This window comes from Pseudomonas sp. NPDC087612, from assembly GCF_044743505.1.
Taxonomy (GTDB): Bacteria; Pseudomonadota; Gammaproteobacteria; order Pseudomonadales; family Pseudomonadaceae; genus Aquipseudomonas.
Genome location: NZ_JBIUWO010000005.1, coordinates 175082 through 202035, shown reverse-complemented (window position 1 = coordinate 202035; position 26954 = coordinate 175082). Strand labels below are relative to the sequence as shown.

Sequence of the window (26954 nt, the reverse complement as noted above, 5' to 3'; positions counted from 1 at the left end):
CGACGTGAACAACAACAACGTTTCCCCGCGTTCTTCCCGCTGGTTGCCCCTGGCCCTGGCACTGGCTGTCAGTGGCGGTATCGCCAGCACTTATGCCGCCCCGGCACCAGCCAGCATCCAGATCCAGGCCCAACCGCTGGCTTCGGCCTTGAGCCAACTGGGCCAGCAGACGTCGCTGCAACTGTTCTTCAGCCCCGAGCTGGTGGCCGGCAAGCAGGCACCAGCGGTCTCCGGCAACCTGCAACCGGAAGAGGCGCTGCGGGCGTTGCTTGAGGGCAGCGGCCTGACTTATGAAATTTCTCAGGGCACCGTGGTCCTGCACCCGGCGCAAAGCGCCGGCACCCTGACCACCGGCAGCCTCGAGCTGGCACCCACCGACGTCAAAGTCGTCGGTGACTGGCTGGGCAGCGCCGAAGAAACCGTGGTCCACAACCATCCCGGTGCGCGTACCGTGGTGCGCCGCGAGGCGATGATCGAGCAGGGCGCCTTGAACGTACGCGATGTGCTGCGCGGCGTGCCGGGTGTGCAGGTGCAGGACTCCAACGGTACCGGCGGCAGCGACATCGCCCTGAACGTTGGTGTGCGCGGCCTGACCTCACGGCTGTCGCCACGCTCCACGGTATTGATCGATGGCATTCCGGCAGCCTTTGCGCCTTACGGCCAGCCACAACTGTCAATGGCGCCGATCTCGTCCGGCAACCTCGACAGCATCGACGTGGTGCGCGGTGCTGGGTCGGTGCGCTACGGCCCGCAGAACGTCGGCGGGGTGATCAACTTCGTCACCCGGGCCATTCCCGAGAAAGCCACCGGCGAGTTGTCGACGACGATGGAAACCTCCCGCCATGGCGGCTGGAAGCACATCGAATCGGCCTTCCTCGGCGGCACTGCCGACAATGGCCTGGGTGCGGCGCTGCTGTACTCCGGGGTCAACGGCAACGGTTATCGCAGCAGCAACAACGACAACGATATCGATGACGTGTTGCTCAAGACCCATTGGGCGGTGACCGACAGTGACGAATTCTGGCTCAACTTTCATTACTACGACGCCAAGGCCGACATGCCCGGTGGCCTGACCCAGGCCCAGTTCGACGATGATCCGTACCAGTCCGACCGCGACTACGACACCTTCAGCGGCCGGCGCAAGGACGTGTCGTTCAAGTACCTGCGCCAGATCGACGACGTCACCCAGTTCGAAGTGCAGACCTACTACACCGACAGCTTCCGCGGCAGCAGCATCGCTGCCCGTGACCAGAAGACCCTGTCGTCGTACCCGCGCAGCTACCACACCTTCGCCATCGAGCCGCGGCTGTCGCGGATCTTCTTCGCAGGCCCGACCACTCAGGAAGTCAGCGTTGGTTACCGCTACCTGAAAGAAGCGATGCACGAACAGTCGACCCGCCTGGCGCTGATCAACAATGTGCCGACCGTGACCCCGGGCTCCGACGGCCATGTCTTCCAGGACCGCACCGGTGGCACCGAAGCCAGCGCCTACTACATCGATGACAAGATCGATGTCGGCAACTGGACCATCACCCCGGGGATCCGTTTCGAGCACATCAACACCGACTGGCATGAGCGCCCGGTGCGTGGTACCAACGGCGTGCCGGTGCAGGAAAAGAACCGCAGCGTGACCAGCAACGAGCCGCTGCCGGCGCTGAGCGTGATGTATCACCTGTCGGATGAGTGGAAGCTGTTCGCCAACTACGAGACCTCGTTCGGCAGCCTGCAGTACTTCCAGCTCGGCCAGGGCGGCAGCGGCGACCAGACCGCCAACGGCCTGCAGGCCGAGAAAGCCAAGACTTATGAAGTCGGTACCCGCTACAACAATGGCACCTGGGGCGGTGAGCTGACCGCGTTCTACATCGACTTCGATGACGAGCTGCAGTACATCAGCAACGACATTGGCTGGACCAACCTCGGCGCCACCAAGCACCAGGGCATCGAGGCGTCGATGCACTACGACCTGTCGGGGCTCGACCCGCGTCTACAGGGCCTGAGTGCCAATGCCGGGTTCACCTACACCCGGGCCACCTATGAAGGCGAGATCCCCGGCTTCAAGGGCCGTGACCTGCCGTTTTATTCGCGGCAAATCGTCAATGCCGGGCTGCGCTATGAGATCAATCGCTGGACCTGGAACCTCGATGCCTACGCTCAATCGAAACAACGCGCACCGGGCACCGGCATGAATGCCGACGGCAGCTTCAACGGCAACTACATCACCGAACCGAGTGCCGATGGCCAGTACGGCGACATTCCTGGTTACGTGACCTGGGCGGCGCGTGGTGGTTATGACTTCGGCAAGGAGCTGTCGAACCTCAAGCTCGCGGCCGGGGTGAAGAACATCTTCGACAAGCAGTACTACACCCGCTCCAGTGACAACAACTCGGGGATCTACCTGGGCGAGCCGCGCACCTTCTATGTGCAGGCCAGTGTAGGTTTCTGAGGCCTGATCGCGGGGCAAGTCGGGTCGCCCCGCGATGCTCCCACATGTAGGAGCGGCGGTGCGGCGACCCGACTTGCCCCGCAATGCTTTTCAGCGTTACGCGACCGCTTCGGCCGGCGACACAATGCTGGTCTTGCCCCCCCGCGACCGCCCCGAGCTCAGGTAAGCGGCGATCGATTCCTGGGTCACCTCGCCGAGGAACACCTGCTCGGCATCCAGCACCGGCAGCCACGAGCGATTGAACTCATACATCCGCGACAACAGGATGCGCAGGTGCTCATCGTGCGAGGCGGTGGCGTTGAAGGTGCGCAGAAAATCAGCGCAGCTGCCTTGCTGGCGATGCAGGTCGCGACGGCGCACGTAACCCATGGCCTTGTTCTGCCCGTCGGTAACCACCACGTAGCGGCGGTCATGTTCGTCCATCAGCTCCAGGGCGTCGGCCACTGGCGTTTGCGGGCTGACCGACGGCGCGTTGTCGGCGGCGTCTTCTGCACGCACCAGCAACAGGCGCTTGAGGGTACTGTCCTGGCCAACGAAGTTGCTGACGAAGTCGTCGGCAGGGTGCGCCAGCAGGGTGTCCGGGTGGTCGATCTGGATCAGCTTGCCGGCACGGAAAATCGCAATCTTGTCACCCAGCTTGATCGCCTCGTCGATGTCGTGGCTGACCATGATCACGGTCTTGTTCAGCGCCCGCTGCATCTCGAAGAACTCGTTCTGGATCATCTCGCGGTTGATCGGGTCGACCGCACCGAACGGCTCGTCCATCAGCAGCAAGGGCGCTTCGGCGGCCAGGGCGCGGATCACGCCGATACGCTGTTGCTGGCCACCGGACAACTCACGCGGGTAGCGTTGCAGGTATTGCTTGGGCTCGAGCTTGATCATGCTCATCAGCTCGCGGGCGCGCTCATGGCATTTCTGCTTGTCCCAGCCGAGCAGGCGCGGGACCACGGTGATGTTCTCCTCGATGGTCATGTTGGGGAACAGACCGATCTGCTGGATAACGTAGCCGATGCGCCGGCGCAGGGTCACTTCATCAAGGCCGGTGGTGTCTTCGCCGTTGATCAGCACCTTGCCCGAGGTCGGCGCAATCAAGCGGTTGATCATTTTCAGCGTGGTGCTCTTGCCGCAACCGGAGGGGCCGAGGAACACGCAGATCTCGCCTTCGTTGACGGTCAGGCTGACCGAGTCGACGGCTTTGACGTCTTTGCCGTTGGCGTGGAAGGTCTTGCTGAGGTTCTGAAGTTCGATCATGGGCGCAGTCCTTTTGGAGTCAGGGAGCGTTGCAGGGCTTGCAGCAGCAGGTCGGCGAAGATGGCCAGGAGGCTCACCAGCACGGCGCCGACCAGCAGCATCGACATGTCGCTGCGACTGATTGAGGTGAGGATGAGCACGCCCAGGCCACCGGCGCCGATGGTTGCGGCGATGGTCATGACGCCGATGTTCATGACCACGGCGGTGCGCACGCCGGCAAGGATTACCGGTACGGCGATGGGCAGCTCGACCATGCGCAGGCGCTGGCCGAAGGTCATGCCGATGCCGCGGGCGGCTTCACGAATGCCCGGCTCGACGTTGGTCAGGGCCAGGTAGGTGTTGCGCAGGATCGGCAACAGCGAATAGAGGAATACCGCGGTGATCGCCGGCAACGGCCCCAGGCCCTGGCCGAATTTGGAATAGAACGGCAGCAGCAGGCCGAACAGGGCGATCGAGGGGATGGTCAGCAGCACCGTGGCGCTGGCCTGCAGGGGGCCGGCGAGGGCCGGGAAGCGGGTCATGAGGATGCCCAGCGGCACGCCGAAGACAATCGCCAGGCTGACGGCGATGCCGACCAGGGTGATGTGCTGCCAGGTCAGGTGCAGTACCTGGGCCCAGTCGAGGTGGGTAAAGGTATCGAGCATGTTATGGCTGCTCCTGTGCAGGTGGATGCTGGCGCAGGTACTCGGCGGCGACTTTGCCCGGGCTCTGGTGTTCGACATCGACCTTGGCGTTGAGCTGGCGCATGGTCTCGTCGTCGAGCTGCTCGGCCAGCGGTTTGAGCAGGCTGGCCAGTTGCGGGTTGGCGTCGAGCACGGCCTTGCGCACTACCGGGGCTGCGGTGTAGTCGGGGAAGTAGTGCTTGTCGTCTTCCAGCAGCTTGAGGTCGAAGGCGCTCAGGCGCCCGTCGGTGGTGTACACCAGGCCACTGAACACCTGGCCGTTGCGCAGCGCGGTGTAGACCAGGCCGGCGTCCATCTGGCGGATGTCGCGGCGGGTCAGTTGCAGGTCGTAGGTTTCGATCAGGCCCACCAGGCCGTCGGGGCGGTTGGCAAACTCGGTGTCCAGGGCCACCACGTGGGTGCGGTCCTTCTCATCGCGTAGCACTTGGTTCAGCTCGCTGATGCTGTTGACCTGCGGGTACTGGTCGGCAACCTTGCGCGGCAGGGCCAGGGCGTAGGTGTTGCTGAACTTCGACGGCGTCAGCCAGATCAGGTCTTTTTGTGCATCCAGTTCCTTGACCCTGGCGTAGGTGGCCGCTGCGCTGGGCATGCGTTCGTCGATATGGTTGTAGGACACCAGCGAGACACCGGTGTATTCCCAGACCATATCCAGCTGCCCGGTTTCGTGGGCGCTGCGGGCCAGGTTGCTGCCTAGGCCGCCGGTGATGCGCACGTCAAAACCATGCTGGTTGAGGTACTGGGCGGTGATTTCAGCCAGTACCGTTTGCTCGGTGAAGACCCGCGCACCGAGGCGGATCACAGGTTTGTTCGCGGCCTGGGCAAATCCTGCGAACAGCAGGGCCGCGCCCAACAACAAGGCGATTCTTTTCATGACAGTTCCTTCGCTTAGTGGGCCAGGCCGCGTTCAAGCCAACGGCGGCTGGACTGCGCCACCAGGGCGTCGAGCAGCAGGGCGAGCAGGGCGGTGCAGGCAGCGCCAAGCAGCAGTTGCGGCTGATTGTTCAGGGCAATGCCGGGAAAAATCAGGCTGCCCAGGCTGTTGGCGCCGATCAGGAACGACAGCGGTGCGGTACCGACGTTGATCGCCAGGGCCACCCGCACACCGCCGACGATGATCGGCACGGCGTTGGGCAACTCGACACGCCAGAGGGTCTGGCCCGGGGTCATGCCGATGCCGGTGGCGGCTTCCTTGAGCGAGGCGGGTACGTTTTTCAGGCCTTCGTAAGTGTTGCGCACGATTGGCAGGAGGGAAGCGAGGAACAGCGCGAAGATCGCAGGACCGGCGCCAATGCCCAGGAAACTCAGGGCAATGGCCAGAACGGCCAGAGGGGGAATGGTGTTGCCAATGTTGAAAAACTGCATGAAGCGTTCGGCGCGGTCGACCCGGTGCGGTCGACTCAAGGCAATCCCGGCGGGTATGCCCACGGCTAACGCCGCCACCATCGACAGCAACACCAGCATCAGGTGCGCTTGCAGGTAGAACCACAGATCGGCGCGGTAGTGCGCGATCGTATCGATGCCGATCCAGTGGATCAGCAGGGCCAGGATGACGAGCACGAAGGCACATCCCATCAGCCCCTTGCCATAGCTTTTAGCCACAGGCGGACTCCTTTTGTTGTCGGCGAACACACTCCCGTGGCGGCCACCATTCCAGGCGGCAGGCAGTGTGATCGCGATAAGCAGCGCGTTGTCCGGAAACGGAGCGGAACACGCCATAAGCGAAGCCTCGTCAGGCTCGTAGTGCCGGTGAAACCAACCCTGACGAACGGTCATGACCGATTGCGTATCAGGGCAGTGGACGCCTCCACAGCCGTAAAGGTTCCCATCTGAAGCGGCATTTGGCCAGCGTTAATCCCTGAAACACGAGGAACTTCGCACGAAAAAACCGGGCATTTCCTTCCTGGTGTTATTGAAGCGCCTGCTATCAGGCCGTCCGTCATGAAGCTCAGCATTGCAGCGGAAAATTCATGATAGTCGCTTGAGGGAATATTCCTCTGGAGGTATTTTGTTGTCATGGTCAATCAGCTTTTGTGCCGAGTTTCGGCGGGTGGCTTTTGCGTTCGATCCCAAGCGTCGCGCCGTTATCCTGGTTGCGGGTGACAAGGCCGGAGTCAGCCAGCAACGGTTTTATCGAAATTTGATTCGGCGCGCCGATGAGCGCTTCGACAGGTATCTGTCAGGAGGTGAAGAACATGTCTAGAACACTTGATGAAGTCATCTACAGTCTTTCCCCCGAACGAAGGGCGCGTGTCGAACAACGCGGACGTGAGTTGATTCGCGAGGAAATGACCCTGCAGGCGTTGCGCAAACAGTTGGAGTTGACCCAGGAAGGTATGGCCGGACGTCTGGAGATTCGTCAGGCGAATATTTCCAAGATTGAAAAGCGCAGCGATATGCTGATTTCGACCCTGCGCAACTATGTCGAGGCAATGGGCGGAAAACTCGAGCTGGTTGCACATATGCCTGATCGCGGGCCTGTGACCCTTGAAGGCTTCACTGACAGTATGGCTAGACATAAATAGCGTACTCGTCGCTTCGCGCGACGGGCGGAGGCCTCAGGCTTTGGTCCCCGTTCGACTTCGGGTATGATACTGGCCCTTTTTGAATCACCTGCCAGGCGATTTCCCATGACCAACCAGGCCGCCGAAGTCGCGAAACGCCGCACCTTCGCCATTATTTCCCACCCCGATGCGGGTAAGACCACCATCACCGAGAAGCTGTTGCTGATGGGCAAGGCGATTGCCGTTGCCGGTACGGTGAAATCGCGAAAGTCCGACCGCCATGCCACCTCCGACTGGATGGAAATGGAGAAGCAGCGTGGTATCTCCATCACCACCTCGGTGATGCAGTTCCCCTATCGCGAGCACATGATCAACCTGCTCGACACCCCGGGCCACGAAGACTTCTCGGAAGATACCTACCGCACCCTGACCGCCGTCGACTCGGCGCTGATGGTGCTCGACGGCGGTAAGGGCGTCGAGCCGCGGACCATCGCCCTGATGGACGTCTGCCGCCTGCGCGACACGCCGATCGTCAGCTTCATCAACAAACTCGACCGTGACATCCGCGACCCGATCGAACTGCTCGACGAAATCGAAGCGGTATTGAAGATCAAGGCAGCGCCGATCACCTGGCCGATCGGTTGCTACCGCGACTTCAAGGGCGTGTATCACCTGGCCGGCGACTACATCATTGTCTACACCCCGGGCCATGGCCACGAGCGCACCGAGGTGAAGATCATCGAGAAGCTCGACTCCGATGAAGCCCGTGCCCACCTGGGCGACGAATACGAGCGCTTCCTCGAGCAGCTGGAGCTGGTACAGGGCGCTTGCCACGAATTCGACCAGGGCGAGTTCATGCGCGGCGAGCTGACCCCGGTGTTCTTCGGTACCGCGCTGGGCAACTTCGGTGTCGACCATGTGCTCGATGCCGTCGTCGACTGGGCGCCACGCCCGCTGCCGCGCGAGGCCAACGAGCGCGCCGTCGAGCCGACCGAAGAGAAGTTCAGCGGTTTCGTGTTCAAGATCCAGGCGAACATGGACCCCAAGCACCGCGACCGTATCGCCTTCATGCGTATCTGCTCCGGCCGTTACGAAAAAGGCATGAAGATGCGCCATGTGCGCACCGGCAAGGACCTGCGTATCGGCGATGCGCTGACCTTCTTCTCCTCCGAGCGTGAGCAACTGGAAGAGGCCTGGGCCGGCGACATCATTGGCTTGCACAACCACGGCACGATCCAGATCGGTGACACCTTCACCGAAGGCGAGGCCCTGGGTTTCACCGGTATTCCGCACTTCGCCCCGGAGCTGTTCCGCCGCGTGCGCCTGAAAGACCCGCTCAAGTCCAAGCAACTGCGCCAGGGCCTGCAGCAGCTGGCCGAAGAAGGCGCGACCCAGGTGTTCTTCCCCGAGCGCAGCAACGACATCATCCTCGGCGCCGTCGGTGTGCTGCAGTTCGATGTGGTCGCCAGCCGCCTGAAGGAAGAGTACAAGGTCGAGTGTGCCTACGAGCCGATCACCGTCTGGTCGGCGCGCTGGATCAGCTGCGACGACAAGAAGAAGCTTGAGGAATTCAAGAACAAGGCCGTGGAGAACCTGGCCATCGACGGCGGTGGTCACCTGACCTACCTGGCCCCGACCCGGGTCAACCTGGCGCTGATGGAAGAGCGCTGGCCGGATGTGAAGTTCCGCGCAACCCGCGAGCATCATTGATTGCCCGACCCCGCCGCTTCTGGGTGGCGGGGTCGCCTCCTTTCAAGGGTGCATTTCTGCGCCCAACCGGTAGATCAGCAATGCCAGGCTGTCGGCATTGAACAGCATGATCTGCGCGCGTTTTTCGCTGTCACTCAGGAACACCTGACGAGCTTGCTGCAGATCCTGCGCGCCGGTGATCTTCAGGATCAGTTTCTTGCCTTTGCGATCGCTGCGACGCAAGTCGCGCAGCCTGCCAGTGTCTTCATCGTACAACGTGAACAACTTGTTCATCGGCGTCATGGCGCTGAAGCCGCTTTCGTGGGCGCGTTCCAGCCAGGCGCGCTCGGGGCCGGGGATCAGCCAGTCGGCGTACGGGGCAACACCCAGGGTGTAGGTGATGTCGCGGGTCTGGCAGGCCAGGTGAGACAGTTCATGCAGCAAGGTAAAGGCGCGGGTGAGGTTGGCGGCTGCCGGCTGGGCGTATCGGCGTTGTAGCGGCAACTGGTTGATGGTCGGGTTGTCGAAGAAGGCGTCGAGCAGAAAGATCTGCCGGCTGCGGTCGGCCGGGTTGACGAAGGCGCTGGCATCGATGGGCGCACCGACTCTGCTGCCCATGACATAACGGGTCGAATGAGCGGGTGAGTAATTGCGCGACAACAGCAGCGTCAGCAGTTTTTCTATCGGCCTGCTGACTTGCAGCAGAAGTGTGTCGGATACATCCGCGACGTTGAAGAAGTCCCTGAGGACCCTGGCCGTTTGCAGGGGTAGCTGGCGGGCTGTGGTGCGGCTGATGTTGAAGTGGCAGTTCACCAGGTAGGTTACTGCAGTATCGTGCGCTTCGCGGATCAGGTTGCCGCGATAAGGGTTTACGCGCTGGATCTGTGGCATGCCAACTGCGAGTATCGCGATCTGTTCCCGGGAGACGACCCGACGGGTATGGCGGCCGCTGAGCTCGCTCAGCACACCGCCGGCTTCGACCGGTTGCGGGCGTTCGGGTGCCGGGCTGCTCTCCTGATTTTTCCAGAACTTCTCAAGCGATTCGACCCCGACGGCGTCTTTGCCAACCAGCAGGCCCTGCACCAGCGCCGCGCAGAGTTCGGCCAGTGACTGGCTCCAGTTGCTGCGGTCGGCTTTTTCCAGGGTTTGCAGCACACTGGTTTCGGTCTGGAAAATACCCAGCAGCGTGCCCAGCCTGCCCGGCAGAAACAGGCTGGCTTGCAACCACAGCTGACCGAGCAGGTTCTTCAAGGTTTGCCAGCGCGCCTCTTCGAGGGTCACCAACTGGGCGTGGGCCATGTCCTGGAGCATCTGGGCGTTATCCACGAACAGTTGCTTGAACAGGTTGCCCGCGATCGGACGCCAGGCCAGGGTGATGGGGCCGGGGCGGGAAAACGGCAGGTCGAAATCCGATTCCACACTAAATGGCAGGTGTGGCTCTTCAAAGCCGCCGCGCCCATAGCGTCTGCGCATCTGCGCTGGCATACGCCCGAGCAGCAAAGACTGCAACGCTGGCGTGGTCCTGATCTTTTTCAGCAGGTCACGGCTATCGGCAAATTGCCGATAGGCCTGGCGGCTGTCGTAAGGGCTGTACAGCACCAGCGGGCCCGCCTGCTGATTGCCGATCAGGTACAGGCCAGGCACCGGGTCCGGTTCAAGCCCGCTATCGGCCACCAACAGCAGTGGTGTCATGTGCTGTGTGCGGTCTTCTGGCAGTTCCAGTACCTGGGTAACCGTCTGTAGCGCTGCGCCATCGAGCTCGCCTTTGAGGCGGGCACGCCAGGCCGCTTCGAGCATTTGCCCGGGCAGTTGCCGGCAGAAGGTTGCCAGGCGCCGGGCATAGTCGGGGTCGTGTTCGGCGAATTTCTGCTGCAGCAGGCGCTGGTAGTGGCCGCCAATATCCAGCGCCTTGGCCACCTTGCGAACGTACTGGCTGCGCAAGGTGGGTGGCAGCAGCTCACCCTTCTGGTCGGTCACCAGGGTGATTGCGTTGTCCCAGTCGCGGTAATGATCGAGCGCATAGTCAACCAGGGACTGGCGATGGCGCACGTAGCTGGCCGGCAGTGACAAGGGGATTTCCCCGGGCAGTGGCGGCGCAGTGATCCAGCGGTTGGTGGTGACCTGGATATCTTCAGGCCGGTAGTGGCCGGGGCCGAAATCCTGGTCCAGGCGCTGCTGCAGTTGTTCGCGGGCATAGGTGTCGATTTCGGGGATATCGAACAGGTAATCATCGTTTGCGCCCAGCAGGTTGCTGGCCAACACGCGCAAGTAGGCATGTTGATCTTCTACCGAGGCCTGGCGCAGCCACTCGGGTGCATGGGCTGCAACAGCCTTTGCCCTGGCGCGATCCTGCAGGTCGCGCAGGACTGCGCCAATGGCATCGGTTTCGCTGATATAGCGGTTGAAGGCCTTGACCACGTTGCCCGGCAGGCGCGCAGCGATGGCCCGGTCGTATAGGGCCAGAATCCGCGACCGCCGAGAGGGCAGCGCAGCAGGCGCAAAGGCAACGCCCAGGCGTTCGGCCAGCGTGCTGAGCAGGGCCAGCAGTTGCTCCTGGTAGTCTTGGCTCAGTTGCCCTTCGCGCACCAATACTGCTTGCAGTTGCCCGCGAAGGTGCTGGCGCAAGCGTCTGGCGCTATGGCCGAGCAAGGCCGGCGGGAGCAACGGCAAGGGGGTCGGCAGTTCAGCCGCGGTGGTGGCGCTGGCACGCCATTGGCTGTTATCGGCGGGGTGCCAGATCAGTTCGAGCAGCGACAGGACCGGGGTACTGCGGCCCTCCGGTTGCACGCTGATGGCGTGCAGCGGAGGGGCTTTGTGCAGAAAGCTGGACAGTTCGTGCTTGAGCAGTGCCCGGGTGACTGAGCTGAGGCTCGGGCGCTGGGCGAGCATGGCCTGGTATTCCTGGGCCAATTGTCCGACCTGGGTTTGCATCGATTGCGCATCCAGGCTGGCGTTGCCGAGGGTGCGGGCAAGTTGCTGCAATGTGGCGGTCGAGGGCGCTGCTTGCTGGGTGTGCAGGGGGGCGGCCTGGTCGGCAAGGCGATCATTGATCGTCAACATCAGGCTGTCGAACAGCGGCGCAGCCAGCAGATTGACCTGAAAGTCCACAGCAGGTTGGCGCTGCAGTAACTGCTGTTGCGCCTGTGGTGCGTAACGCAGCACTGTTGCCATCAGCGCAGGTTGATCCTGCAAGCCCAGCAGCGTCTGCTTGGCCTGGCGCCGATCGGCAAAGCGTTGCAGGCCGATGTCGGGGTTGTAGATGAACACTTCGGGCCAGTCGGGGCGGCTCAGCAGAAAGGTGGTGTCCAGGGCTATGGCCTGGCCATCGCCAGTCACCGCATCCAGGCGGTCGGCGCGCAGCGTCGGGTCGTCGCCCAGTCGTTGCAGGGATTGTCGTTGCGCGGCGCTCAGCGGTTGCCTGGCGTCGAGGTGCTCGAGGTGACGTAAAAAACCTGCGCGCAGGGCATCAGGATGAAAGTAGGGCAGGTTGGCCAACGGCATGAAAGTGTCCCGGCGGTACAAGGCAGCCGGGGGCCGATCCCCGCGGCAATCACTGGAGATTGCCGCGGGTAAGCAGGGCCGGGGCGTTACTTATATCAATTGCCGGCCTTGATGCTGGTCCAGATGCGCGTGCGGATGCGGTCGATCTTGGCTGGCATCGCTTCCAGGGCGTAGAGCTTGCCAAGCATCTCGTCGCTCGGGTAAATCATGGTATTGGCCTTGAGCGCCGGGTCGACCAGGGTGTCGGCCTTGAGGTTGCCGTTGGCGTACTGCACATGGTTGCTGATGTTGGCCATCACCTCGGGCTGCAACAGGTAGTTCATGTAGGCGTAACCGGCTTTTTCGTCCGGGGCATCAGCCGGCATGGCGACCATGTCGAACCACATCGGCGCGCCTTCCTTGGGAATCGAGTAGCCGACCTTCACGCCGTTGTTGGCTTCTTCGGCGCGGTTCCTGGCTTGCAGCACGTCGCCGGAGAAGCCCACCACCACGCAGATATCGCCGTTGGCCAGGTCGCCGGTGTACTTGGAGGAGTGGAAGTAGCTGATGTACGGGCGCACCTTCATCAACAGTTGCTTGGCCTTGTCGTAATCCTCGGGCTTCTGGCTGTGGTGTGGCAGGCCCAGGTAGTTGAGGGCGATCGGCAACAGCTCCGGGCCGTTGTCGAGCACCGCCACGCCGCAGCCTTTCAGCTTGCTGATGTACTCGGGCTTGAAGATCAGGTCCCAGGAGTCCAGCGGGGCATTGTCGCCGAGCACCGCCTTGACCTTGTCGATGTTGTAGCCGATCCCGGTGCTGCCCCACAAATACGGGAAGCCGTACTGGTTGCCCGGATCGTTGACTTCCAGGGCCTTGAGCAGCACCGGGTTGAGGTTCTTCCAGTTGGGCAGCTGGGTCTTGTCCAGTTGCTTGAGCGCCTTGCCCTGGATCTGCCGGGCCATGAAGTGGTTGGAGGGGAACACCACGTCGTAGCCGGAATTGCCGGTCATCAGCTTGCCGTCGAGGGTTTCGTTGCTGTCGAACACGTCGTAGGTCGGCACGATGCCGCTGGCCTGCTGGAAGTTCTTCAGGGTGTCGGGGGCGATGTAGCTGGACCAGTTGTAGATCTTTACCGAGTCGGCCGCCTGGGCGACGGAGGCGGCCAGCAACACAGGTGCGAAGAGCAATGGGCGCATGTCTGGATTCCTTGCTTGGTCTGTTTTTTATCGAAGGAGGCAGGCGATCAAATGATCAGAAAATCAGCACATAGGTTTTGCGCACGGTCTCCTGGATGTCCCAGGTGCCGGTGCTGTTGGCCGGCAGCATGATCGCGTCGCCGGCTTCGATGGTCAGCGGCTCGCCGCCATCCGGGGTGAAAGTGCAGCGGCCCTTGATGAAGTGGCAGAACTCCTGCTGGACGATCTGCCGGCGCCAGCGCCCCGGGGTGCATTCCCAGATGCCGGTTTCGACGCCGTCGCTGCGCTCGACGCTGGTGACCGAGGCGATCGAGACCGGCTCGCCGAGTGGCACCGCCACCGGGTTGGATTCGGCCAGGGTGACACTGTCGGTGTTCTTGAACTGGGTAATGCTCATAGCGGTGGATCCTGTGCAGGGGGTTCAAAAAGTCAGCGCATGAAACCTTCCATGAAGTCCGCTACGCCGCTGGCCAGGCGTCGGCGCCAGGGGGCGCTGGCCGGGTTGGCGAGGGTCTGGTCTTCATGGACGAAACTTTTGATGATCGCGTTGTAGCCCAGCCAGCGGCAGGGTTCCGGCTCCCAGCCGGGCAGGCTGTGCAGGGCGCGGTCGTGGCTGGCCCAGGGCTGCTCGGTGAGGGGGCTGCGCCGCTCGAGGATCAGCTCGGCCAGGGTCCGCCCGCCGAGGTTGCTGGCGCCAACGCCTTCGCCGCCATAGCCGCCGGCCAGGGCGATGCCCTGTTTGCGGTCGCAGAACATGTGCGGCTGAAAGCGCCGGGCCATACCCAGGTTGCCGCCCCAGGCGTGGGTGATCCTGACCTTCTGCAACTGTGGGAACAGCTCGCCGAACAGGTAGCGGCGCAGTTCGATTTCGCTGTCGGTGAGGTCGAAGTTTTCGCGCAGGCGGCCGGCAAAGCGATAGCCGCCGCGGGCGCCGAACACCAGGCGGTTGTCCAGGCTGCGCTGGCCATAGGTGACCTGGCGGCTGTTCTCGCTGAAGGCCTGGCCATGGTTGAGGCCGATCTGCTCCCAGACCTGTTCGGGCAGTGGCTCGGTGGCCACCAGCAGGCTTTGCACCGGCATCTGGTAGCGCCCCAGCGGCGGCAGGTTGACCGAGTAGCCTTCGACTGCTGGCACCAGCCACTGGCATTTGATCCGTGCCTGCAAGGTGCGTGCTTCACCGGCGCGCCACTGGGTTACGGGGCTGTTCTCATAGAGCTTCACACCCATGGCCTCTACCGTGCGGGCCAGGCCGCGCACCAGTTTGGCCGGCTGGATTGTGGCGACATTGGGGTTGAAGATCGCGCCATAGGGGCGGCTGATACGCAACTGCGATGCCAGCTCATCGGGGCTTAGCCAGCGGTAGTCGGCTTCGTTCAGGCCCTGCTTGTAGAGCTTGTTCAGATACGCGCGCAGGCTGGTTTCCTGCTCGGGGTAGCGCGCGGCGCAGTACAGCACGCCGCCCTTGCGGTAGTCGCAGTCGATGCCTTCGCGTTCGAGCACCTGGGCCACTTCATCGGGAATGCCGTGCAACAGGTCATAGGCGGCGCGCCGCTGCTCGGGCGTGCTGCCGGCGAGCAGGCGGTCTTCACCGAGCAGGTTGCCCATCAGCCAGCCGCCATTGCGTCCGGAGGCGCCGAAGCCTGCAATCTGCGCTTCGACGATGGCGATGTTCAGCTGTGGTGCCAGGCGCTTGAGGTAGTAGGCGGTCCACAGCCCGGTGTAGCCGGCGCCGATGATGCAGACGTCGACGTCCAGGTCCTGTTGCAGCGCCGGGCGTGCGCTCAACGGCTCATCGAGTTGGTCCATCCACAGGCTGATACTGCGCCATGCCAGCATTGTTCGGCTCCACATCGGTAACGGTCTGTGGCGATCCTAGAAGCTTGCGGGGCGCTGTGTCTTACGTGCGTGCACGCAGAGAATTCTGCTTCACGTAGGCCTTGGGCGACAGGCCGGTGTGCTGGCGGAAACTTTTGTAGAACGCCGACAGCGAATTGAAACCGGCAGCAAAGGCCAGCTCGTCGATGCGTGCAACCGTGGCGGTGGCGCCGAGGCTGGTGAGCAGGTGCTGCAGGCGTGCCTGGTTGACGTAACGGTAGAAGCTCTGGCCGAGCACCTGGTTGAGCAGGTAGGAGATCTGGTTGCGGCTGTAGCCGCTTTCGCGGGCCACCCGTTGCAGGTCGAGCTCCGGGTCGAGGTAGGGCTGCTGGCGCTGGAAGTACTGCTCCAGGTCCTGGGCCATGAAGCTCAGCTGGCGTGGTGACAGGCCCAGGCGACTGGCGGCCGGGCGCAGGTCAATGTGGCCAGCGTCCTGGCTGGGCGCGCGGACCAGCGAGGCGTACTCGTTGACCCGCCAGATCAGGCCGTCGCGCACGGTGATCGCTTCGCTGGCCTGGAACGCCACCAGGCCTTCGCCACCGCGCAGGGTAACCTGGTACTGGATGAAGGCGGTGCAGCCATCGACGCGGATGCGGTCGCTGTGGACGATGTCTTCACCGGCTTCACGGGGCATGCTCACACGCACGTATTCGCGCAGCTCATCGAGGTGCAGGACGCGGTTCTGGAAATAGTCGTTGTACTGGATATCGGGGTGATACAAGGCCATGACCCCGTCGAGGTCGCGATGCTTCCAGCACAGGTGGTAGCGCAGGACGGTGGCGGCGGTTTCCGGGGTTTGCTCCGGGCCGTCGGGGATAGGGGCTGGGGTCATTGCTGGATAGTGATGGAGGGGCCAATCGCGGGTCAAGTCGAGGGGGGGGGGGGGGGCGCCCCCCCCCCCCCCCCGGGGGGGGGGGGGGGGGGGGGGGGGGTGGGGGGGGGGGGGGGGGGGCCGGCCCGGGCGCCGACACCCCGCCCGGCGCGCCCCCCGGGGGGCCGCCCGCCGCCCCCCCCCCCCCCGGGGGGGGGGGGCCCCCGCCCCCCCCCCCCCCCCCCCCCCCCCCCCCCCCCCCCCCCCGGGGGGGGGGGGGGGGGGCCCCCCCCCCCCCCCCTCGACTTGACCCGCGTGCGCTGTGGGAGCGGGCTCGACCCGCGATGCGGTTACAGGAACTGCTCGGCGTAATGGCACGCCACCTGCCGCGTCCCCACCTGCCTGAACGCCGGTTCCTCGGCAGCACAGCGCTCGGTGGCATACGGGCAGCGTTTGTGGAAGGCACAGCCAGGCGGCGGGTTCAGCGGGTTGGGCAGCTCGCCGGAAATCTTGATCTTCGGCTTCAGCGGGTCCGGATGAATGGTCGGCGTGGCCGACAGCAAAGCCTGGGTGTAAGGGTGCAGCGGCTTGCTGTAAATGTCCTCCTTGGGGCCCATTTCCGCCGGCCGGCCCAGGTACATCACCAGCACCTGGTCTGCCACGTGGCGCACTACCGCGAGGTTGTGGGAGATGAACACGTAGGCAGTGTTGAACTCCTTCTGCAGGTCCATGAACAGGTTCAGCACCTGGGCCTGGATCGATACGTCGAGGGCCGACGTCGGCTCATCGGCCACCAGTACTTTCGGTTGCAGCATCATCGCCCGGGCCAGGGCGATTCGCTGGCGCTGGCCACCGGAAAACATGTGCGGGTAGCGCTGGTAATGCTCGGGGCGCAGGCCGACCTGTTGCATCATCGCCTGGACCTTCTCGCGCCGCTCGGCGCGGGTCAGGTTGGTGTTGATCAGCAGCGGCTCACCCAGCTGGTCGCCGATCTTCTGTCGCGGGTTGAGCGAGGCGTACGGGCTCTGGAAGACCATCTGCACGTCCTTGCGCAATTGCTTGCGCTCGGCCTTGTTGGCGCCGGCGACTTCCTGGCCGGCGATCTTCAGCGAGCCGGACGAGGGCTCTTCGATCAGGGTCAGGGCCCGGGCCAGGGTCGACTTGCCACAGCCGGACTCGCCGACCACGGCCAGGGTCTTGCCGGCTTCCAGTTCGAACGACACGCCGTTGAGTGCGCGCACCAGGGCATGGCCCTTGAACAGGCCACGGGAAACTTCATAGTGACGGGTCAGTTCACGGGCGGTAAGGACGACGGTCATTACGCCACCTCCTGGTTCAGCGGGTAGAAACAACGCACCTGGCTATGGGCCTGGGGATCGAGGGTAGGTCGTTGCCGGCGGCAGTTTTCCTGCACGTATGGGCAGCGCGGCGACAGCAGGCAACCTTGAGGGCGGTCATAGCGGCCGGGGACGATGCCCGGCAGGGTCGCCAGGCGCTCGGCGCCTTCGCTGTGCTCCGGAATCGCCGCCAGCAGTGCTTCGCTGTAGGGGTGGGCGGGGACGTCGAACAGTTCCGGCACCTGGCCGACTTCCACCGCTTGGCCGGCGTACATCACGCACACCCGCTTGGCGGTTTCGGCGACCACGGCGAGGTCGTGGGTGATCAGGATCAGCGCCATGTTCTGCTCTTTTTGCAGGTTCAGCAGCAGCTCCATGATCTGCGCCTGGATGGTCACGTCGAGGGCGGTGGTCGGCTCGTCGGCGATCAGCAGCTTGGGTTCGCCGGCAATCGCCATGGCGATCGCCACCCGTTGGCTCATGCCACCGGAAAGCTGGTGCGGGTAGGCGTCCAGGCGGCTTTCGGCGCCGGGGATTTCAACCTTCTTGAGCAGTTCCAGGGCACGCTGGCGGGCCGCCTTGCCGCGCAGGCCAAGGTGCTGGCGCAGCACTTCCTCGATCTGGAAGCCTACGGTGTAGCTGGGGTTGAGGGCGGTCATCGGGTCCTGGAAGACCATGGCCATATCCTTGCCAACCACCTTGCGCCGTTGCCGGCCGCTGAGCTTGAGCATGTTGGTGCCATCGAAGGTCAGGGCATCGGCGGTGATGCGCCCGGGGGCGTCGATCAGGCCCATCAGCGCCATCATGGTCACCGATTTACCGGAGCCCGACTCGCCGACGATGGCCAGGACCTCACCTTCATCGACCGTCAGGTCCAGTCCATCGACCACCGGTACCGCATTGGCGTCGCCAAAGCGCACGTTCAGATTGTTGATTTGCAGAAGTGACATGGCGATCTCCTCAGGCGGCATTCTTGAGTTTCGGGTCCAGCGCGTCGCGCAGTCCGTCACCCATCAGGTTGATTGCCAGCACGCTGAGCAAAATGGTCAGGCCAGGCAGGCTCACTACCCACCAGGCGCGTTCGATGTAGTCGCGGGCCGAGGCCAGCATGGTGCCCCACTCGGGGGTTGGCGGCTGCACGCCAAGGCCGAGAAAGCCCAGGGCGGCGGCGTCGAGGATTGCCGAGGAGAAACTCAGGGTGGCCTGCACGATCAGCGGCGCCATGCAGTTGGGCAGCACGGTGACGAACATCAGCCGGGGCAGGCTGGCACCGGCCAGGCGCGCGGCGGTGACGTAGTCGCGGTTCAGTTCGCCCATCACCGCGGCGCGGGTCAGGCGCACATAGGACGGCAGCGAGACGATGGCGATGGCGATAACGGTGTTGATCAGGCCAGGGCCGAGGATGGCGACAATCGCCACGGCCAGCAGCAGCGAGGGCAGGGCCAGCATCACGTCCATCAGGCGCATGATCGACGGGCCGAGGATGCGCGGAAAGAACCCGGCCAACAGGCCGAGGAAAATCCCCGGAATCAGCGAGATCACTACCGATGACAGGCCGATCAGCAGCGACAGCCGCGAGCCCTGGATCAGCCGCGAAAGCAGGTCGCGGCCGAGCTCGTCGGTGCCGAGGATGAACTGCCAGTTGCCGCCTTCCAGCCACACCGGCGGGGTCAGCAGAAAATCACGGTACTGCTCGCTGGGGCTGTGCGGCGCCACCCAGGGGGCGAACAGTGCGCAGAACACGATCAGGCTCATGAACATCAGCCCGGCGACCGCGCCCTTGTTGCGTGAAAAGGCCTGCCAGAACTCCTTGTACGGCGAGGGGTAAAGCAGGCTCTGGTCGACAGCGGTGGCCGGGGTGGTGACAGATTTTGCAAGTGGGGTAGTCATGACGAGGCCCTCAGCGCTGATGACGGATGCGTGGGTTGGCCAGGCCGTAGAGGATGTCCACGACGAAGTTGACCAGGATCACCAGGCAGGCAATCAACAGGATGCCGTTCTGTACCACGGGGTAATCACGGGCGCCGATGGCTTCGATCAGCCACTTGCCGATGCCCGGCCAGGAAAAAATGGTTTCAGTCAGTACCGCACCGGCGAGCAGGGTGCCGACCTGCAGGCCGAACACCGTCAGTACCGGGATCAGCGCGTTGCGCAGGCCGTGCACGAACACCACCCGGGCCGGCGACAGGCCCTTGGCGCGGGCGGTGCGGATGTAGTCTTCGCGCAGCACTTCGAGCATCGAGGAGCGGGTCATGCGCGCGATCACCGCCAGCGGAATGGTGCCCAGGACAATGGCCGGCAGGATCAGGTGCATCAGTGCATCCTTGAAGGCGCCTTCTTCGTCGCTGAGCAGGGTGTCGATGAGCATGAAGCCGGTTTTCGGCTCGATGTCGTAGAGCAGGTCGATGCGCCCGGACACCGGGGTCCAGCCCAGGCTCACGGAGAAGAACATGATCAGGATCAGGCCCCACCAGAAGATCGGCATCGAGTAGCCGGCAAGGGAGATACCCATGACCCCATGATCGAACAATGAGCCACGCTTGAGCGCGGCGATGACCCCGGCCAGCAGGCCGATCACCCCGGCAAAGAACAGCGCCGCCATGGCCAGTTCCAGGGTTGCCGGGAACAGTGCGAGGAACTCGGTCCAGACGCTTTCGCGGGTGCGCAGCGATTCGCCGAGGTCACCCTGGGCGAGCTTGCTGACGTAGTCCAGGTACTGTTCGGGCAGCGGTTTGTTCAGGCCCAGTCGCTCCATGGCCTGGGCGTGCATTTCCGGGTCGACCCGCCGTTCGCCCATCATGACTTCAACCGGATCGCCGGGTATCAGCCGTATGAGCGCAAACGTCAGCAAGGTGATGCCGAAGAAGGTCGGGATCAGCAATCCCAGTCGCCGGGCAATAAAACTAAACATCTTCTGGAGTACCTCATCAGCCGGTCAGGCATGCCCGCCGGCACCCGGGTGGGGCGCCGGCGGTCGTTCTTGTTCTACTTCACCTGGGTAGTGGCGAAGTTGTTATTGGTGAGGGGGTTGATGTGGTACCCCTCAACGTTGTTGCGCATGGCGGTAAACATTTGCGGATGGGCCATGCTGATCCACGGTTGATCTTCATCGTACACCGCCAGGGCCTTTACATAGAGCGCTGCACGCTCATTGTTGTCGGTAACCTCGCGGGCCTTGGTGATCAACTGCTGGAAGGTTTGATTGCACCAGCGCGCATAGTTCTCGCCACTTTTCACCGCGTCGCAACTAAGCAGCGGGCTGAGGAAGTTGTCCGGGTCGCCGTTGTCGCTGGCCCAGCCGGTCGAGACCATGTCGGCTTCGCCCTTCTTGGCCCGGCGCAGCATCTCGGCCCATTCCATCACGCGGATATCGACGGTCAGGCCGATCCTGGCCAGGTCCGCCTGAAGCATTTCAGCGCTCAGGCGCGGGTTGGGGTTGGTCGGGCCGCCGCCGTTGCGGGTGAACAGGGTCAGCACCGTGCCTTCGGGCACGCCGGCTTCCTTGAGCAGGGCGCGGGCCTTGTCGAGGTCACGGGGCGGGTTCTGGTTGTCGGTGTTGTAGCCGATCATGCTCGGCGGGTAAGGGTTGACCGCGACCAGCGCGTTGCCCTTGCCGAACAGCTGGTCGACGTGGGTCTGGCGGTCGAAGGCGATGTTGATGGCTTTGCGCACGCGCACATCGCTCAGGTACTTGTGTTCGGTGTTGAGCGAGATGTAGCCGGTGGTCAGCGCTTCCATCTCGGCCACTTTCAATTTGGGGTCGGCCTTGATGCTGGGGATGTCATCGGGCTTGGGGTACAGCGCCACCTGGCACTCGTTGGCCTTGAGCTTTTGCAGGCGCACGTTGTTGTCGTTGGCAATGGCGAAGATCAGCGCGTCGGCCGGTGGCTTGCCACGGAAGTAGTCCGGGTTGGCCTTGTAGCGCACCTGGGCGTCCTTGTTGTAGCGCTGGAAGATGAACGGGCCGGTGCCGATCGGCTTGTTGTTGAGGTCGCCGGTCTTGTTGGCCTTGAGCAACTGGTCGCCGTATTCGGCGGAGTAGATCGAGGTGAAGGCCATGGCCAGGTCACGCAAAAAAGGCGCTTCGGGCCGGGTCAGGGTGAAGACCACGGTGTGCTCGTCGGTCTTCTCGACGCTTTTGAGCAGGTCCTTGAAACCCATGCTCTCGAAGTAGGGGAAACCGATGCTGGTCTTGTTGTGCCACGGGTGATTAGGGTCCAGCTGTCGTCGGAAACTCCACAGCACGTCGTCGGCATTCATCTCGCGGGTAGGGGTGAAATAGTCGGTGGTGTGGAACTTGACCCCTTCGCGCAAGTGGAAGGTGTAGGTCAGGCCGTCATCGCTGATGTCCCAGCGCTCGGCCAGGGCCGGCTGGATATCGGTGGTGCCCGGGCGGAAGTCGACCAGGCGGTTGAAGATGGCCTCGGCCGAGGCGTCGGCGGTTACGGCGGTGGTGTACTGGACGATATCGAAGCCTTCCGGGCTGGCCTCGGTACACACCACCAGCGGCTTGGCTGAGAGGCCCGCCGCAGTACTCAACAGGACGGCTGCCAGGGCAGCCTGTAGCGGTAGCAGTTTCATGAAACCTCCTGCAATCGATTAACCAGAGTAGCCGTCCCGGCCGATTCGGCGAACCGACCGGGAAACCGCGTTCTAGAGGAAGTTGAAGGGAATGGTGGTGACAATCCGCAGCTCGTCCAGGCTACCGTCGATCTGGGCCTTGCTGGCCCGGTGCGCGGTGTAGGTGGCACGAATGGTGGTGTCCTTGAGCGAGCCGCTCTGCACCGCATAGGTGGTGCCGATGCCCCACTCGTAGTGGTTCTCGCCGTCCAGGCCACGCACGTCGTAGCCGCTGCCGGTGTAGTGGGTGCCGTCGATGCCCCAGCCGCGCGCGTTATAGAGGTTGAACTTGAGGCCCGGCACGCCGTACTGGGCCATGTTCAGCACGTAGGCGATCTGCATCGATTTTTCGTTCGGGCCGTTGAAGTCCGAAAGCAGGGAGTTGGCCAGGAAGATCGCGTTGGTGTCGTGCAGGTAGTCGAAGTACTCGTTACCGTTGACCTGCTGGTAGGAGAAGGTCAGGTTGTGGGCCTGGTGGGTCAGGCCGAACGACAGGCTGTAGGTGTCGTTGTCGATGTCGCCAAGCTTGCTTTGGCCTTCATCCTTGGTCTTGTAGTAGTTCAGGCCGGTGGTCAGGCTCAGCACCGCGCTGTCGCCCAGCTCATGGCTGGCGCCGAAGTAGTACTGGTTCCACAGGTCTTCGACGTTGGACACGTAGAAGCTGGTTTTCAGGCTTTTCAGCGGCTGGTAGTTCACACCGGCAATGTTGACGTGATCGGCTGAAAAGGCGCGATCACCGTACTCGGCAACGAATTTGCTGGTGCCCTGTTCGGTCCGGTTCGAGAGCCGGTCGAAGGTGCCGACATCAAACGACAGGTTGTCGAATTCTTCGCTGTGCAGGCTCACACCTTCGAAGCTCGACGGCAAGGCGCGGTTGCCGATGTAGGCCAGTACCGGGGTGTCCATCGATTGGCGGCCGGCGGTCAGGGTGGTGTTGGACACCCGCGCCTTGACGTTGGCCAGGCCCATCTTGCTCCACTGGCCGATGACATCGCCGTCGCTGTGGGTCAGGGTGCGGTTGTTCGGCCCGGCCACCGCCGCGCGGCCACGCTCCAGGGCGATGGCGTTGTAGACGGCGACCTCGGTGCTGAAGCCGAAGGTACCTTCGGTAAAGCCCGAGGTGTAATTGAGGATGGTGCCCTGCACCCAGTTGTCACGGCTGTGGGTGTCGTGCTGGCTGCCGTCGCTCTTGTAGTACTTGAACAGCGGTGCGCGGGTGGCGCGTTCGCGGCCATACCAGTTGCGGGTCGAGCCGGACAGGCTCTGGCCTTCGATGAAGCCCTTGGCTTCACTCTGGGCGCTGGTGGCTTTGGCGCTGACCGGAACATAGTCCTGGCTGGCGGGTTCGGCCTGGGCCATGGCTGACAGACCACTGAGGGACAGTGCCAGTACTGCGGTTTTGGTTCGTCTCAAGGTAAAGCTCCCTTTTCTTTTCTTCTTTTTAGTTACCGCCTGGCCTTGTGAGCTGGGCGTCTTGCCGGTTGGAACAAGGGTTTGCAATCGTTTGCTGCAAGGCAATCGGGCATATTCAGGCTGAGTTCGCCCGCGAAGGCGCTGCGCGCCCCCGAGGGAGAAAGCGGTTTTTTATTCGGTACTGACGCCTGAGAAGTTGTTGCGCCCGAAAGGGCTTACCTTGAAATCCACGACCTTGGCACTGAGCGGCTGGTTGACCGTCGAGTGGGCGATCGGGGTGATGGGCAACTGTTGCCTGAGGCGCTGCTGCGCCTGCTGGTAGAGCAGGGTGCGTTGCTCGCGGTCGGTGATGGTCTTGGCTTTCTTGACCAGCGCGTCGTACTGCGGGTCGCACCACATGGAGTAGTTGTTGCTGCCTATCGCGTCACAGCTGTACAGGGTGCCCAGCCAGTTGTCCGGGTCGCCGTTATCGCCGGTCCAGCCTATCAGCGAGATGTCGTGTTCACCGTCCTTGGTGCGCTTGAGATATTCGCCCCACTCGTAGCTGACGATTTTCACTTTGAGGCCGACCTTGCCCCAGTCGGCCTGAAGCATTTCGGCCATCAGCTTGGCGTTGGGGTTGTACGGGCGTTGCACGGGCATGGCCCAGAGGGTGATTTCAGTGCCTTCCTTGACCCCGGCGGCCTTGAGCAGTTCGCGGGCCTTTTGCGGGTTGTAGCCGGCATCCTTGATGCTGTCGTCGTAGGACCACTGGGTCGGCGGCATGCTGCCCACCGCCAGTTGCCCGGCCTCCTGGTACACCGCCTTGACGATGGCCGGCTTGTTCACCGCCATGTCCATGGCCTGGCGTACTTCAAGCTGGTCGAAGGGTTTGTGCTGAACGTTGTAGGCGATGTAGCCGAGGTTGAAGCCGGGTTTTTCGATGACCTGCAGCTTGGGGTCGCTCTTGAGTGCATCGAGATCGGCCGGGCGTGGATGCAGGGTGACCTGGCATTCGTTCTTGCGCAGCTTCTGGATGCGCACCGAGGGGTCGGTATTGATCGAGAAGATCAACTGCTCGATCTTCACCTGGCTCGGGTCCCAGTAGTCCTTGTTGCCGCGGTAGCGGATCTGCGAGTCCTTCTGGTAGCGCTGGAACACGAACGGGCCAGTGCCGATCGGCTTCTGGTTGATGTCGCTGGGGCGCCCGGAGGCCATCAACTGTTCAGCGTATTCGGCCGAGAGTACGGCGGCAAAACTCATTGCCAGGTTCTGCACGAAGGCGGCATCGATGCTGTTGAGGGTAAAGACCACGGTCATCGGCGCGGTCTTTTCGATGCGGGCGATGTTCTTGTCCAGGCTCATGCCGACGAAGTAGGGGAATTCGGTGGGGTAGGCCTTGCGAAACGGGTGGTCGCGGTCGAGCATGCGATTGAAGGTGAACAGCACGTCGTCAGCGTTGAAATCGCGACTGGGGGTGAAATCCTTGTTGTTGTGGAACTTGACCCCTTCGCGTAGGTGGAAGGTGTAGGTCAGGCCGCCGTCGGACACCTCCCAGCTCTTTGCCAGGGCCGGTTTGACGGCGGTCGCGCCGCGTTCGAATTCCACCAGGCGGTTGTAGATCGGCTCGGCGGCGTCGTTGTCGGTGGCGCTGGTGTATTGGGCGGTATCAAAACCGCCGGGGCTGCCTTCGGAGCAGAACACCAGGTTCTTGGCCAGGCCCGCAGGGGCCTGGGCGAGCAGGCCGAAGCCCAGCAGCGCTGCATAGATTGGAGTGTGGCGCATGACGATCCCTTCTCTCTTGTTGTTTTTTTCGCGGTCCATGGCGCACAGCCATACGAATCGCGCCGACTCTGCTGCACCCTTGACGGTAGAGCCATCAAAGCGCTGCAGATAGGTGCGATTACGCAGAGGTGTGTAGGAGGTACCCGATAGGGCGTGCGACTGTTCCGTGTCGATGCGCTAGCGGCTGACCTGCCAGGCCATCAGGCTGCGGCCCCGGCTGCCGTGTGGCGTCGCGGGGCCGAGCCAGATGGCTGCTATTTGGTCACGCTGACCCCATAGAAGGAGTTCAAGCCAAACGGGCTGATCTTGAAGTCCTGTACGGTTGAACGCATAGGTTGATACACCGTCGAGTGAGCGATGGGTGTCATCGGAACCTGTTCTTTGAGGATGTGTTGCGCTTGCTTGTACAGCTCGGTGCGCTTGGCCTGGTCGGAGGTGGCCTTGGCTTGCTTGACCAGGTCGTCGTACGGCTTGTAGCACCACTTGGAGAAGTTGTTGCCTTCCAGGGCATCGCAGCCAAACAGGGTGCCCAGCCAGTTGTCCGGGTCACCGTTGTCACCGCTCCAGCCAATCAGCATGGCGCCGTTCTCGCCGCCCTTGGAGCGCTTGATGTACTCGCCCCACTCGTAGCTGACGATCTTGGCCTTGATGCCGATCTTGGCCCAGTCCGATTGCAGCATCTCGGCCATCAGCTTGGCATTGGGGTTGTACGGGCGTTGCACCGGCATGGCCCAGAGGTTGATCTCGGTGCCTTCCTTGATGCCGGCTTCCTTGAGCAGCTGCTTGGCCTTCTCGGGATCGTACTTGGCGTCCTTGATGGTGGTGTCGTAGGACCACTGGGTCGGCGGCATGGCGTTGACCGCCAGCTGGCCGGCGCCCTGGTACACCGAGTCGATGATCTGCTGCTTGTTTACCGCCATGTCCAGCGCTTCGCGAACCTTGAGCTGGGCCATCGGGTTGGGCTCGTTGCTGCCCTTGATCTTGTCCATCACGTTGTAGGCGATGTAGCCGAGGTTGAAGCCGGCCTGGTCAGGCATCTTCAGGTTCGGGTCGTTTTTAAGTGGCTCGATGTCGGCCGGGCGCGGGAACAGGGTGACCTGGCACTCGTTCTTTTTCAGCTTCTGCATGCGCACCGAGGCGTCGGTGGTGATGGCGAAGATCAGGTTGTCGATCTTCACATCCTCAGGCTTCCAGTAGTCCTTGTTGCCCTTGAAGCGGATCTGCGCGTCTTTCTGGTACTTGCTGAACACGAACGGGCCGGTGCCGATCGGCTTCTGGTTGATGTCGGCGGGCTTGCCCTGCTTGAGCAACTGGTCGGCGTATTCGGCGGACTGGATCGAGGCGAAGCTCATGGCCAGGTTCTGGATGAACGCTGCGTCGACGCCGTTGAGGGTGAACTTGACCGTGTGCTCGTCGAGCTTTTCGACCTTGGCGATGTTCTTGTCCATGCCCATGTCGGTGAAGTACGGGAACTCGGTAGGGTAGGCCTTGCGAAACGGCATGTCCTTGTCGAGCATCCGATTGAAGGTGAACAGCACGTCGTCGGCATTGAAGGCGCGCGTCGGCTTGAAGAATTCGGTGGTATGGAACTTGACCCCTTCGCGCAGGTGGAAGGTGTAGGTCAGGCCATCGTCGGAAATGTCCCAGCTGGTCGCCAGGCCCGGGATCACTGCGGTGCCGCCACGCTCGAACTGGCTCAGGCGGTTGAAGACGGTCTCGGCTGAGGCATCGAAGTCGGTTCCGGTGGTGTACTGGCCCGGGTCGAAGCCCGCGGGGCTGCCTTCGGAGCAAAACACCAGGTTAGTCGCCGCAAGGGCGGAGGGTGCGCCGGCAAGCAAGCCTGCGCCGACCAGAAACGGAATGACCGCGTGTTTGAGCATGGTGGCCTCAT

General features: G+C 62.9%; 21 protein-coding genes. 4 read left to right on the top strand and 17 right to left on the bottom strand.

Annotated elements, in window-relative coordinates:
* The first annotated feature begins 4 nt into the window (after positions 1-4).
* On the top strand, positions 5-2443 hold the full coding sequence (locus tag ACIOVF_RS12135) for a TonB-dependent receptor (protein WP_045196248.1): 2439 nt from the start codon (positions 5-7) through the stop codon (positions 2441-2443).
* A 96-nt stretch (positions 2444-2539) separates the two neighbouring features.
* On the opposite strand, the gene ACIOVF_RS12130 is transcribed toward ACIOVF_RS12135, so the two are convergent.
* From ACIOVF_RS12130 to ACIOVF_RS12115, 4 genes are read right to left on the bottom strand one after another with little or no spacing between them, the layout of a single operon-like run.
* Positions 2540-3694 carry a betaine/proline/choline family ABC transporter ATP-binding protein gene (locus tag ACIOVF_RS12130; protein WP_401289660.1) on the bottom strand — a complete coding sequence of 385 codons (1155 nt, stop codon included), beginning with the start codon at positions 3692-3694 and terminating at the stop codon, positions 2540-2542.
* Positions 3691-4338, bottom strand: a complete 648-nt coding sequence (locus ACIOVF_RS12125) for an ABC transporter permease (protein ID WP_045196252.1) — start codon at positions 4336-4338, stop codon at positions 3691-3693. Before ACIOVF_RS12125 ends, ACIOVF_RS12130 begins: the two co-directional genes overlap by 4 nt.
* Position 4339: 1 nt before the next feature.
* On the bottom strand, positions 4340-5248 hold the full coding sequence (locus ACIOVF_RS12120) for a glycine betaine ABC transporter substrate-binding protein (protein ID WP_401289657.1): 909 nt from the start codon (positions 5246-5248) through the stop codon (positions 4340-4342).
* A gap of 14 nt (positions 5249-5262) precedes the next feature.
* On the bottom strand, positions 5263-5976 hold the full coding sequence (locus ACIOVF_RS12115) for an ABC transporter permease (protein WP_045196256.1): 714 nt from the start codon (positions 5974-5976) through the stop codon (positions 5263-5265).
* A gap of 409 nt (positions 5977-6385) precedes the next feature.
* Here ACIOVF_RS12115 and ACIOVF_RS12110 point away from each other — a divergent pair, with 409 nt between their 5' ends.
* The 3 genes from ACIOVF_RS12110 to ACIOVF_RS12100 all read left to right on the top strand — a co-directional run bounded on the left by ACIOVF_RS12110 (position 6386) and on the right by ACIOVF_RS12100 (position 8588).
* Complete coding sequence (locus ACIOVF_RS12110; RefSeq protein ID WP_230090924.1) at positions 6386-6577, top strand: type II toxin-antitoxin system RelE/ParE family toxin; 192 nt, start codon at positions 6386-6388, stop codon at positions 6575-6577.
* Positions 6570-6899: an XRE family transcriptional regulator gene (locus ACIOVF_RS12105; protein WP_401289652.1), complete on the top strand. Its 330-nt coding sequence runs from the start codon at positions 6570-6572 to the stop codon at positions 6897-6899. The genes ACIOVF_RS12110 and ACIOVF_RS12105 overlap by 8 nt, the downstream gene beginning before the upstream one ends.
* 105 nt (positions 6900-7004) lie before the next feature.
* A complete protein-coding gene (locus ACIOVF_RS12100; RefSeq protein ID WP_010223431.1) occupies positions 7005-8588 on the top strand; it encodes a peptide chain release factor 3 in 1584 nt (527 codons plus the stop codon).
* 42 nt (positions 8589-8630) lie between these two features.
* Here ACIOVF_RS12100 and ACIOVF_RS12095 read toward each other — a convergent pair whose 3' ends face one another.
* From ACIOVF_RS12095 to ACIOVF_RS12035, 13 genes are all read right to left on the bottom strand, one after another.
* Positions 8631-12068 carry a dermonecrotic toxin domain-containing protein gene (locus tag ACIOVF_RS12095; RefSeq protein WP_401289649.1) on the bottom strand — a complete coding sequence of 1146 codons (3438 nt, stop codon included), beginning with the start codon at positions 12066-12068 and terminating at the stop codon, positions 8631-8633.
* A 95-nt stretch (positions 12069-12163) separates the two neighbouring features.
* Positions 12164-13243: a polyamine ABC transporter substrate-binding protein gene (locus ACIOVF_RS12090; RefSeq protein ID WP_401289646.1), complete on the bottom strand. Its 1080-nt coding sequence runs from the start codon at positions 13241-13243 to the stop codon at positions 12164-12166.
* Positions 13244-13298: 55 nt separating this feature from the next.
* Positions 13299-13640, bottom strand: a complete 342-nt coding sequence (locus ACIOVF_RS12085) for a cupin domain-containing protein (protein WP_045196265.1) — start codon at positions 13638-13640, stop codon at positions 13299-13301.
* Between the two features lie 32 nt (positions 13641-13672).
* On the bottom strand, positions 13673-15079 hold the full coding sequence (locus ACIOVF_RS12080; RefSeq protein WP_401289643.1) for an NAD(P)/FAD-dependent oxidoreductase: 1407 nt from the start codon (positions 15077-15079) through the stop codon (positions 13673-13675).
* A gap of 61 nt (positions 15080-15140) precedes the next feature.
* Positions 15141-15950, bottom strand: coding sequence for a helix-turn-helix domain-containing protein (locus ACIOVF_RS12075; protein ID WP_401289640.1), 810 nt, complete (start codon positions 15948-15950; stop codon positions 15141-15143).
* Positions 15951-16279: 329 nt separating this feature from the next.
* Entirely contained in the window at positions 16280-17248 is a 969-nt protein-coding gene (locus ACIOVF_RS12070) for a peptide ABC transporter ATP-binding protein (RefSeq protein ID WP_045196272.1), read from the bottom strand.
* Positions 17248-18216 carry an ABC transporter ATP-binding protein gene (locus ACIOVF_RS12065; protein ID WP_045196592.1) on the bottom strand — a complete coding sequence of 323 codons (969 nt, stop codon included), beginning with the start codon at positions 18214-18216 and terminating at the stop codon, positions 17248-17250. The genes ACIOVF_RS12070 and ACIOVF_RS12065 overlap by 1 nt, the downstream gene beginning before the upstream one ends.
* A gap of 10 nt (positions 18217-18226) precedes the next feature.
* Positions 18227-19156, bottom strand: a complete 930-nt coding sequence (locus ACIOVF_RS12060; protein ID WP_045196274.1) for an ABC transporter permease subunit — start codon at positions 19154-19156, stop codon at positions 18227-18229.
* Between the two features lie 10 nt (positions 19157-19166).
* Positions 19167-20177 (bottom strand): ABC transporter permease subunit, encoded by a 1011-nt coding sequence (locus ACIOVF_RS12055; RefSeq protein WP_036993941.1) that lies wholly within the window; start codon positions 20175-20177, stop codon positions 19167-19169.
* 74 nt (positions 20178-20251) lie between these two features.
* On the bottom strand, positions 20252-21847 hold the full coding sequence (locus ACIOVF_RS12050) for an ABC transporter substrate-binding protein (RefSeq protein ID WP_045196276.1): 1596 nt from the start codon (positions 21845-21847) through the stop codon (positions 20252-20254).
* A 72-nt stretch (positions 21848-21919) separates the two neighbouring features.
* Positions 21920-23245: an OprD family porin gene (locus ACIOVF_RS12045; protein ID WP_401289972.1), complete on the bottom strand. Its 1326-nt coding sequence runs from the start codon at positions 23243-23245 to the stop codon at positions 21920-21922.
* A 225-nt stretch (positions 23246-23470) separates the two neighbouring features.
* The gene (locus ACIOVF_RS12040) at positions 23471-25063 is read right to left on the bottom strand and encodes an ABC transporter substrate-binding protein (protein WP_401289633.1); all 1593 of its coding nucleotides are present in this window, start codon (positions 25061-25063) and stop codon (positions 23471-23473) included.
* A 254-nt stretch (positions 25064-25317) separates the two neighbouring features.
* Entirely contained in the window at positions 25318-26943 is a 1626-nt protein-coding gene (locus ACIOVF_RS12035; RefSeq protein ID WP_045196280.1) for an ABC transporter substrate-binding protein, read from the bottom strand.
* Positions 26944-26954 lie beyond the last annotated feature (11 nt).

What these genes read in the sequence shown, in the direction of transcription:
- ACIOVF_RS12130 (WP_401289660.1), bottom strand. Translation starts at nt 3,694, where the DNA reads ATGATCGAACTTCAGAACCTCAGCAAGACCTTCCACGCCAACGGCAAA.
- ACIOVF_RS12125 (WP_045196252.1), bottom strand. Translation starts at nt 4,338, where the DNA reads ATGCTCGATACCTTTACCCACCTCGACTGGGCCCAGGTACTGCACCTG.
- ACIOVF_RS12120 (WP_401289657.1), bottom strand. Translation starts at nt 5,248, where the DNA reads ATGAAAAGAATCGCCTTGTTGTTGGGCGCGGCCCTGCTGTTCGCAGGA.
- ACIOVF_RS12105 (WP_401289652.1), top strand. Translation starts at nt 6,570, where the DNA reads ATGTCTAGAACACTTGATGAAGTCATCTACAGTCTTTCCCCCGAACGA.
- ACIOVF_RS12100 (WP_010223431.1), top strand. Translation starts at nt 7,005, where the DNA reads ATGACCAACCAGGCCGCCGAAGTCGCGAAACGCCGCACCTTCGCCATT.
- ACIOVF_RS12095 (WP_401289649.1), bottom strand. Translation starts at nt 12,068, where the DNA reads ATGCCGTTGGCCAACCTGCCCTACTTTCATCCTGATGCCCTGCGCGCA.
- ACIOVF_RS12090 (WP_401289646.1), bottom strand. Translation starts at nt 13,243, where the DNA reads ATGCGCCCATTGCTCTTCGCACCTGTGTTGCTGGCCGCCTCCGTCGCC.
- ACIOVF_RS12085 (WP_045196265.1), bottom strand. Translation starts at nt 13,640, where the DNA reads ATGAGCATTACCCAGTTCAAGAACACCGACAGTGTCACCCTGGCCGAA.
- ACIOVF_RS12080 (WP_401289643.1), bottom strand. Translation starts at nt 15,079, where the DNA reads ATGCTGGCATGGCGCAGTATCAGCCTGTGGATGGACCAACTCGATGAG.
- ACIOVF_RS12075 (WP_401289640.1), bottom strand. Translation starts at nt 15,950, where the DNA reads ATGACCCCAGCCCCTATCCCCGACGGCCCGGAGCAAACCCCGGAAACC.
- ACIOVF_RS12070 (WP_045196272.1), bottom strand. Translation starts at nt 17,248, where the DNA reads ATGACCGTCGTCCTTACCGCCCGTGAACTGACCCGTCACTATGAAGTT.
- ACIOVF_RS12065 (WP_045196592.1), bottom strand. Translation starts at nt 18,216, where the DNA reads ATGTCACTTCTGCAAATCAACAATCTGAACGTGCGCTTTGGCGACGCC.
- ACIOVF_RS12060 (WP_045196274.1), bottom strand. Translation starts at nt 19,156, where the DNA reads ATGACTACCCCACTTGCAAAATCTGTCACCACCCCGGCCACCGCTGTC.
- ACIOVF_RS12055 (WP_036993941.1), bottom strand. Translation starts at nt 20,177, where the DNA reads ATGTTTAGTTTTATTGCCCGGCGACTGGGATTGCTGATCCCGACCTTC.
- ACIOVF_RS12050 (WP_045196276.1), bottom strand. Translation starts at nt 21,847, where the DNA reads ATGAAACTGCTACCGCTACAGGCTGCCCTGGCAGCCGTCCTGTTGAGT.
- ACIOVF_RS12045 (WP_401289972.1), bottom strand. Translation starts at nt 23,245, where the DNA reads ATGGCCCAGGCCGAACCCGCCAGCCAGGACTATGTTCCGGTCAGCGCC.
- ACIOVF_RS12040 (WP_401289633.1), bottom strand. Translation starts at nt 25,063, where the DNA reads ATGCGCCACACTCCAATCTATGCAGCGCTGCTGGGCTTCGGCCTGCTC.
- ACIOVF_RS12035 (WP_045196280.1), bottom strand. Translation starts at nt 26,943, where the DNA reads ATGCTCAAACACGCGGTCATTCCGTTTCTGGTCGGCGCAGGCTTGCTT.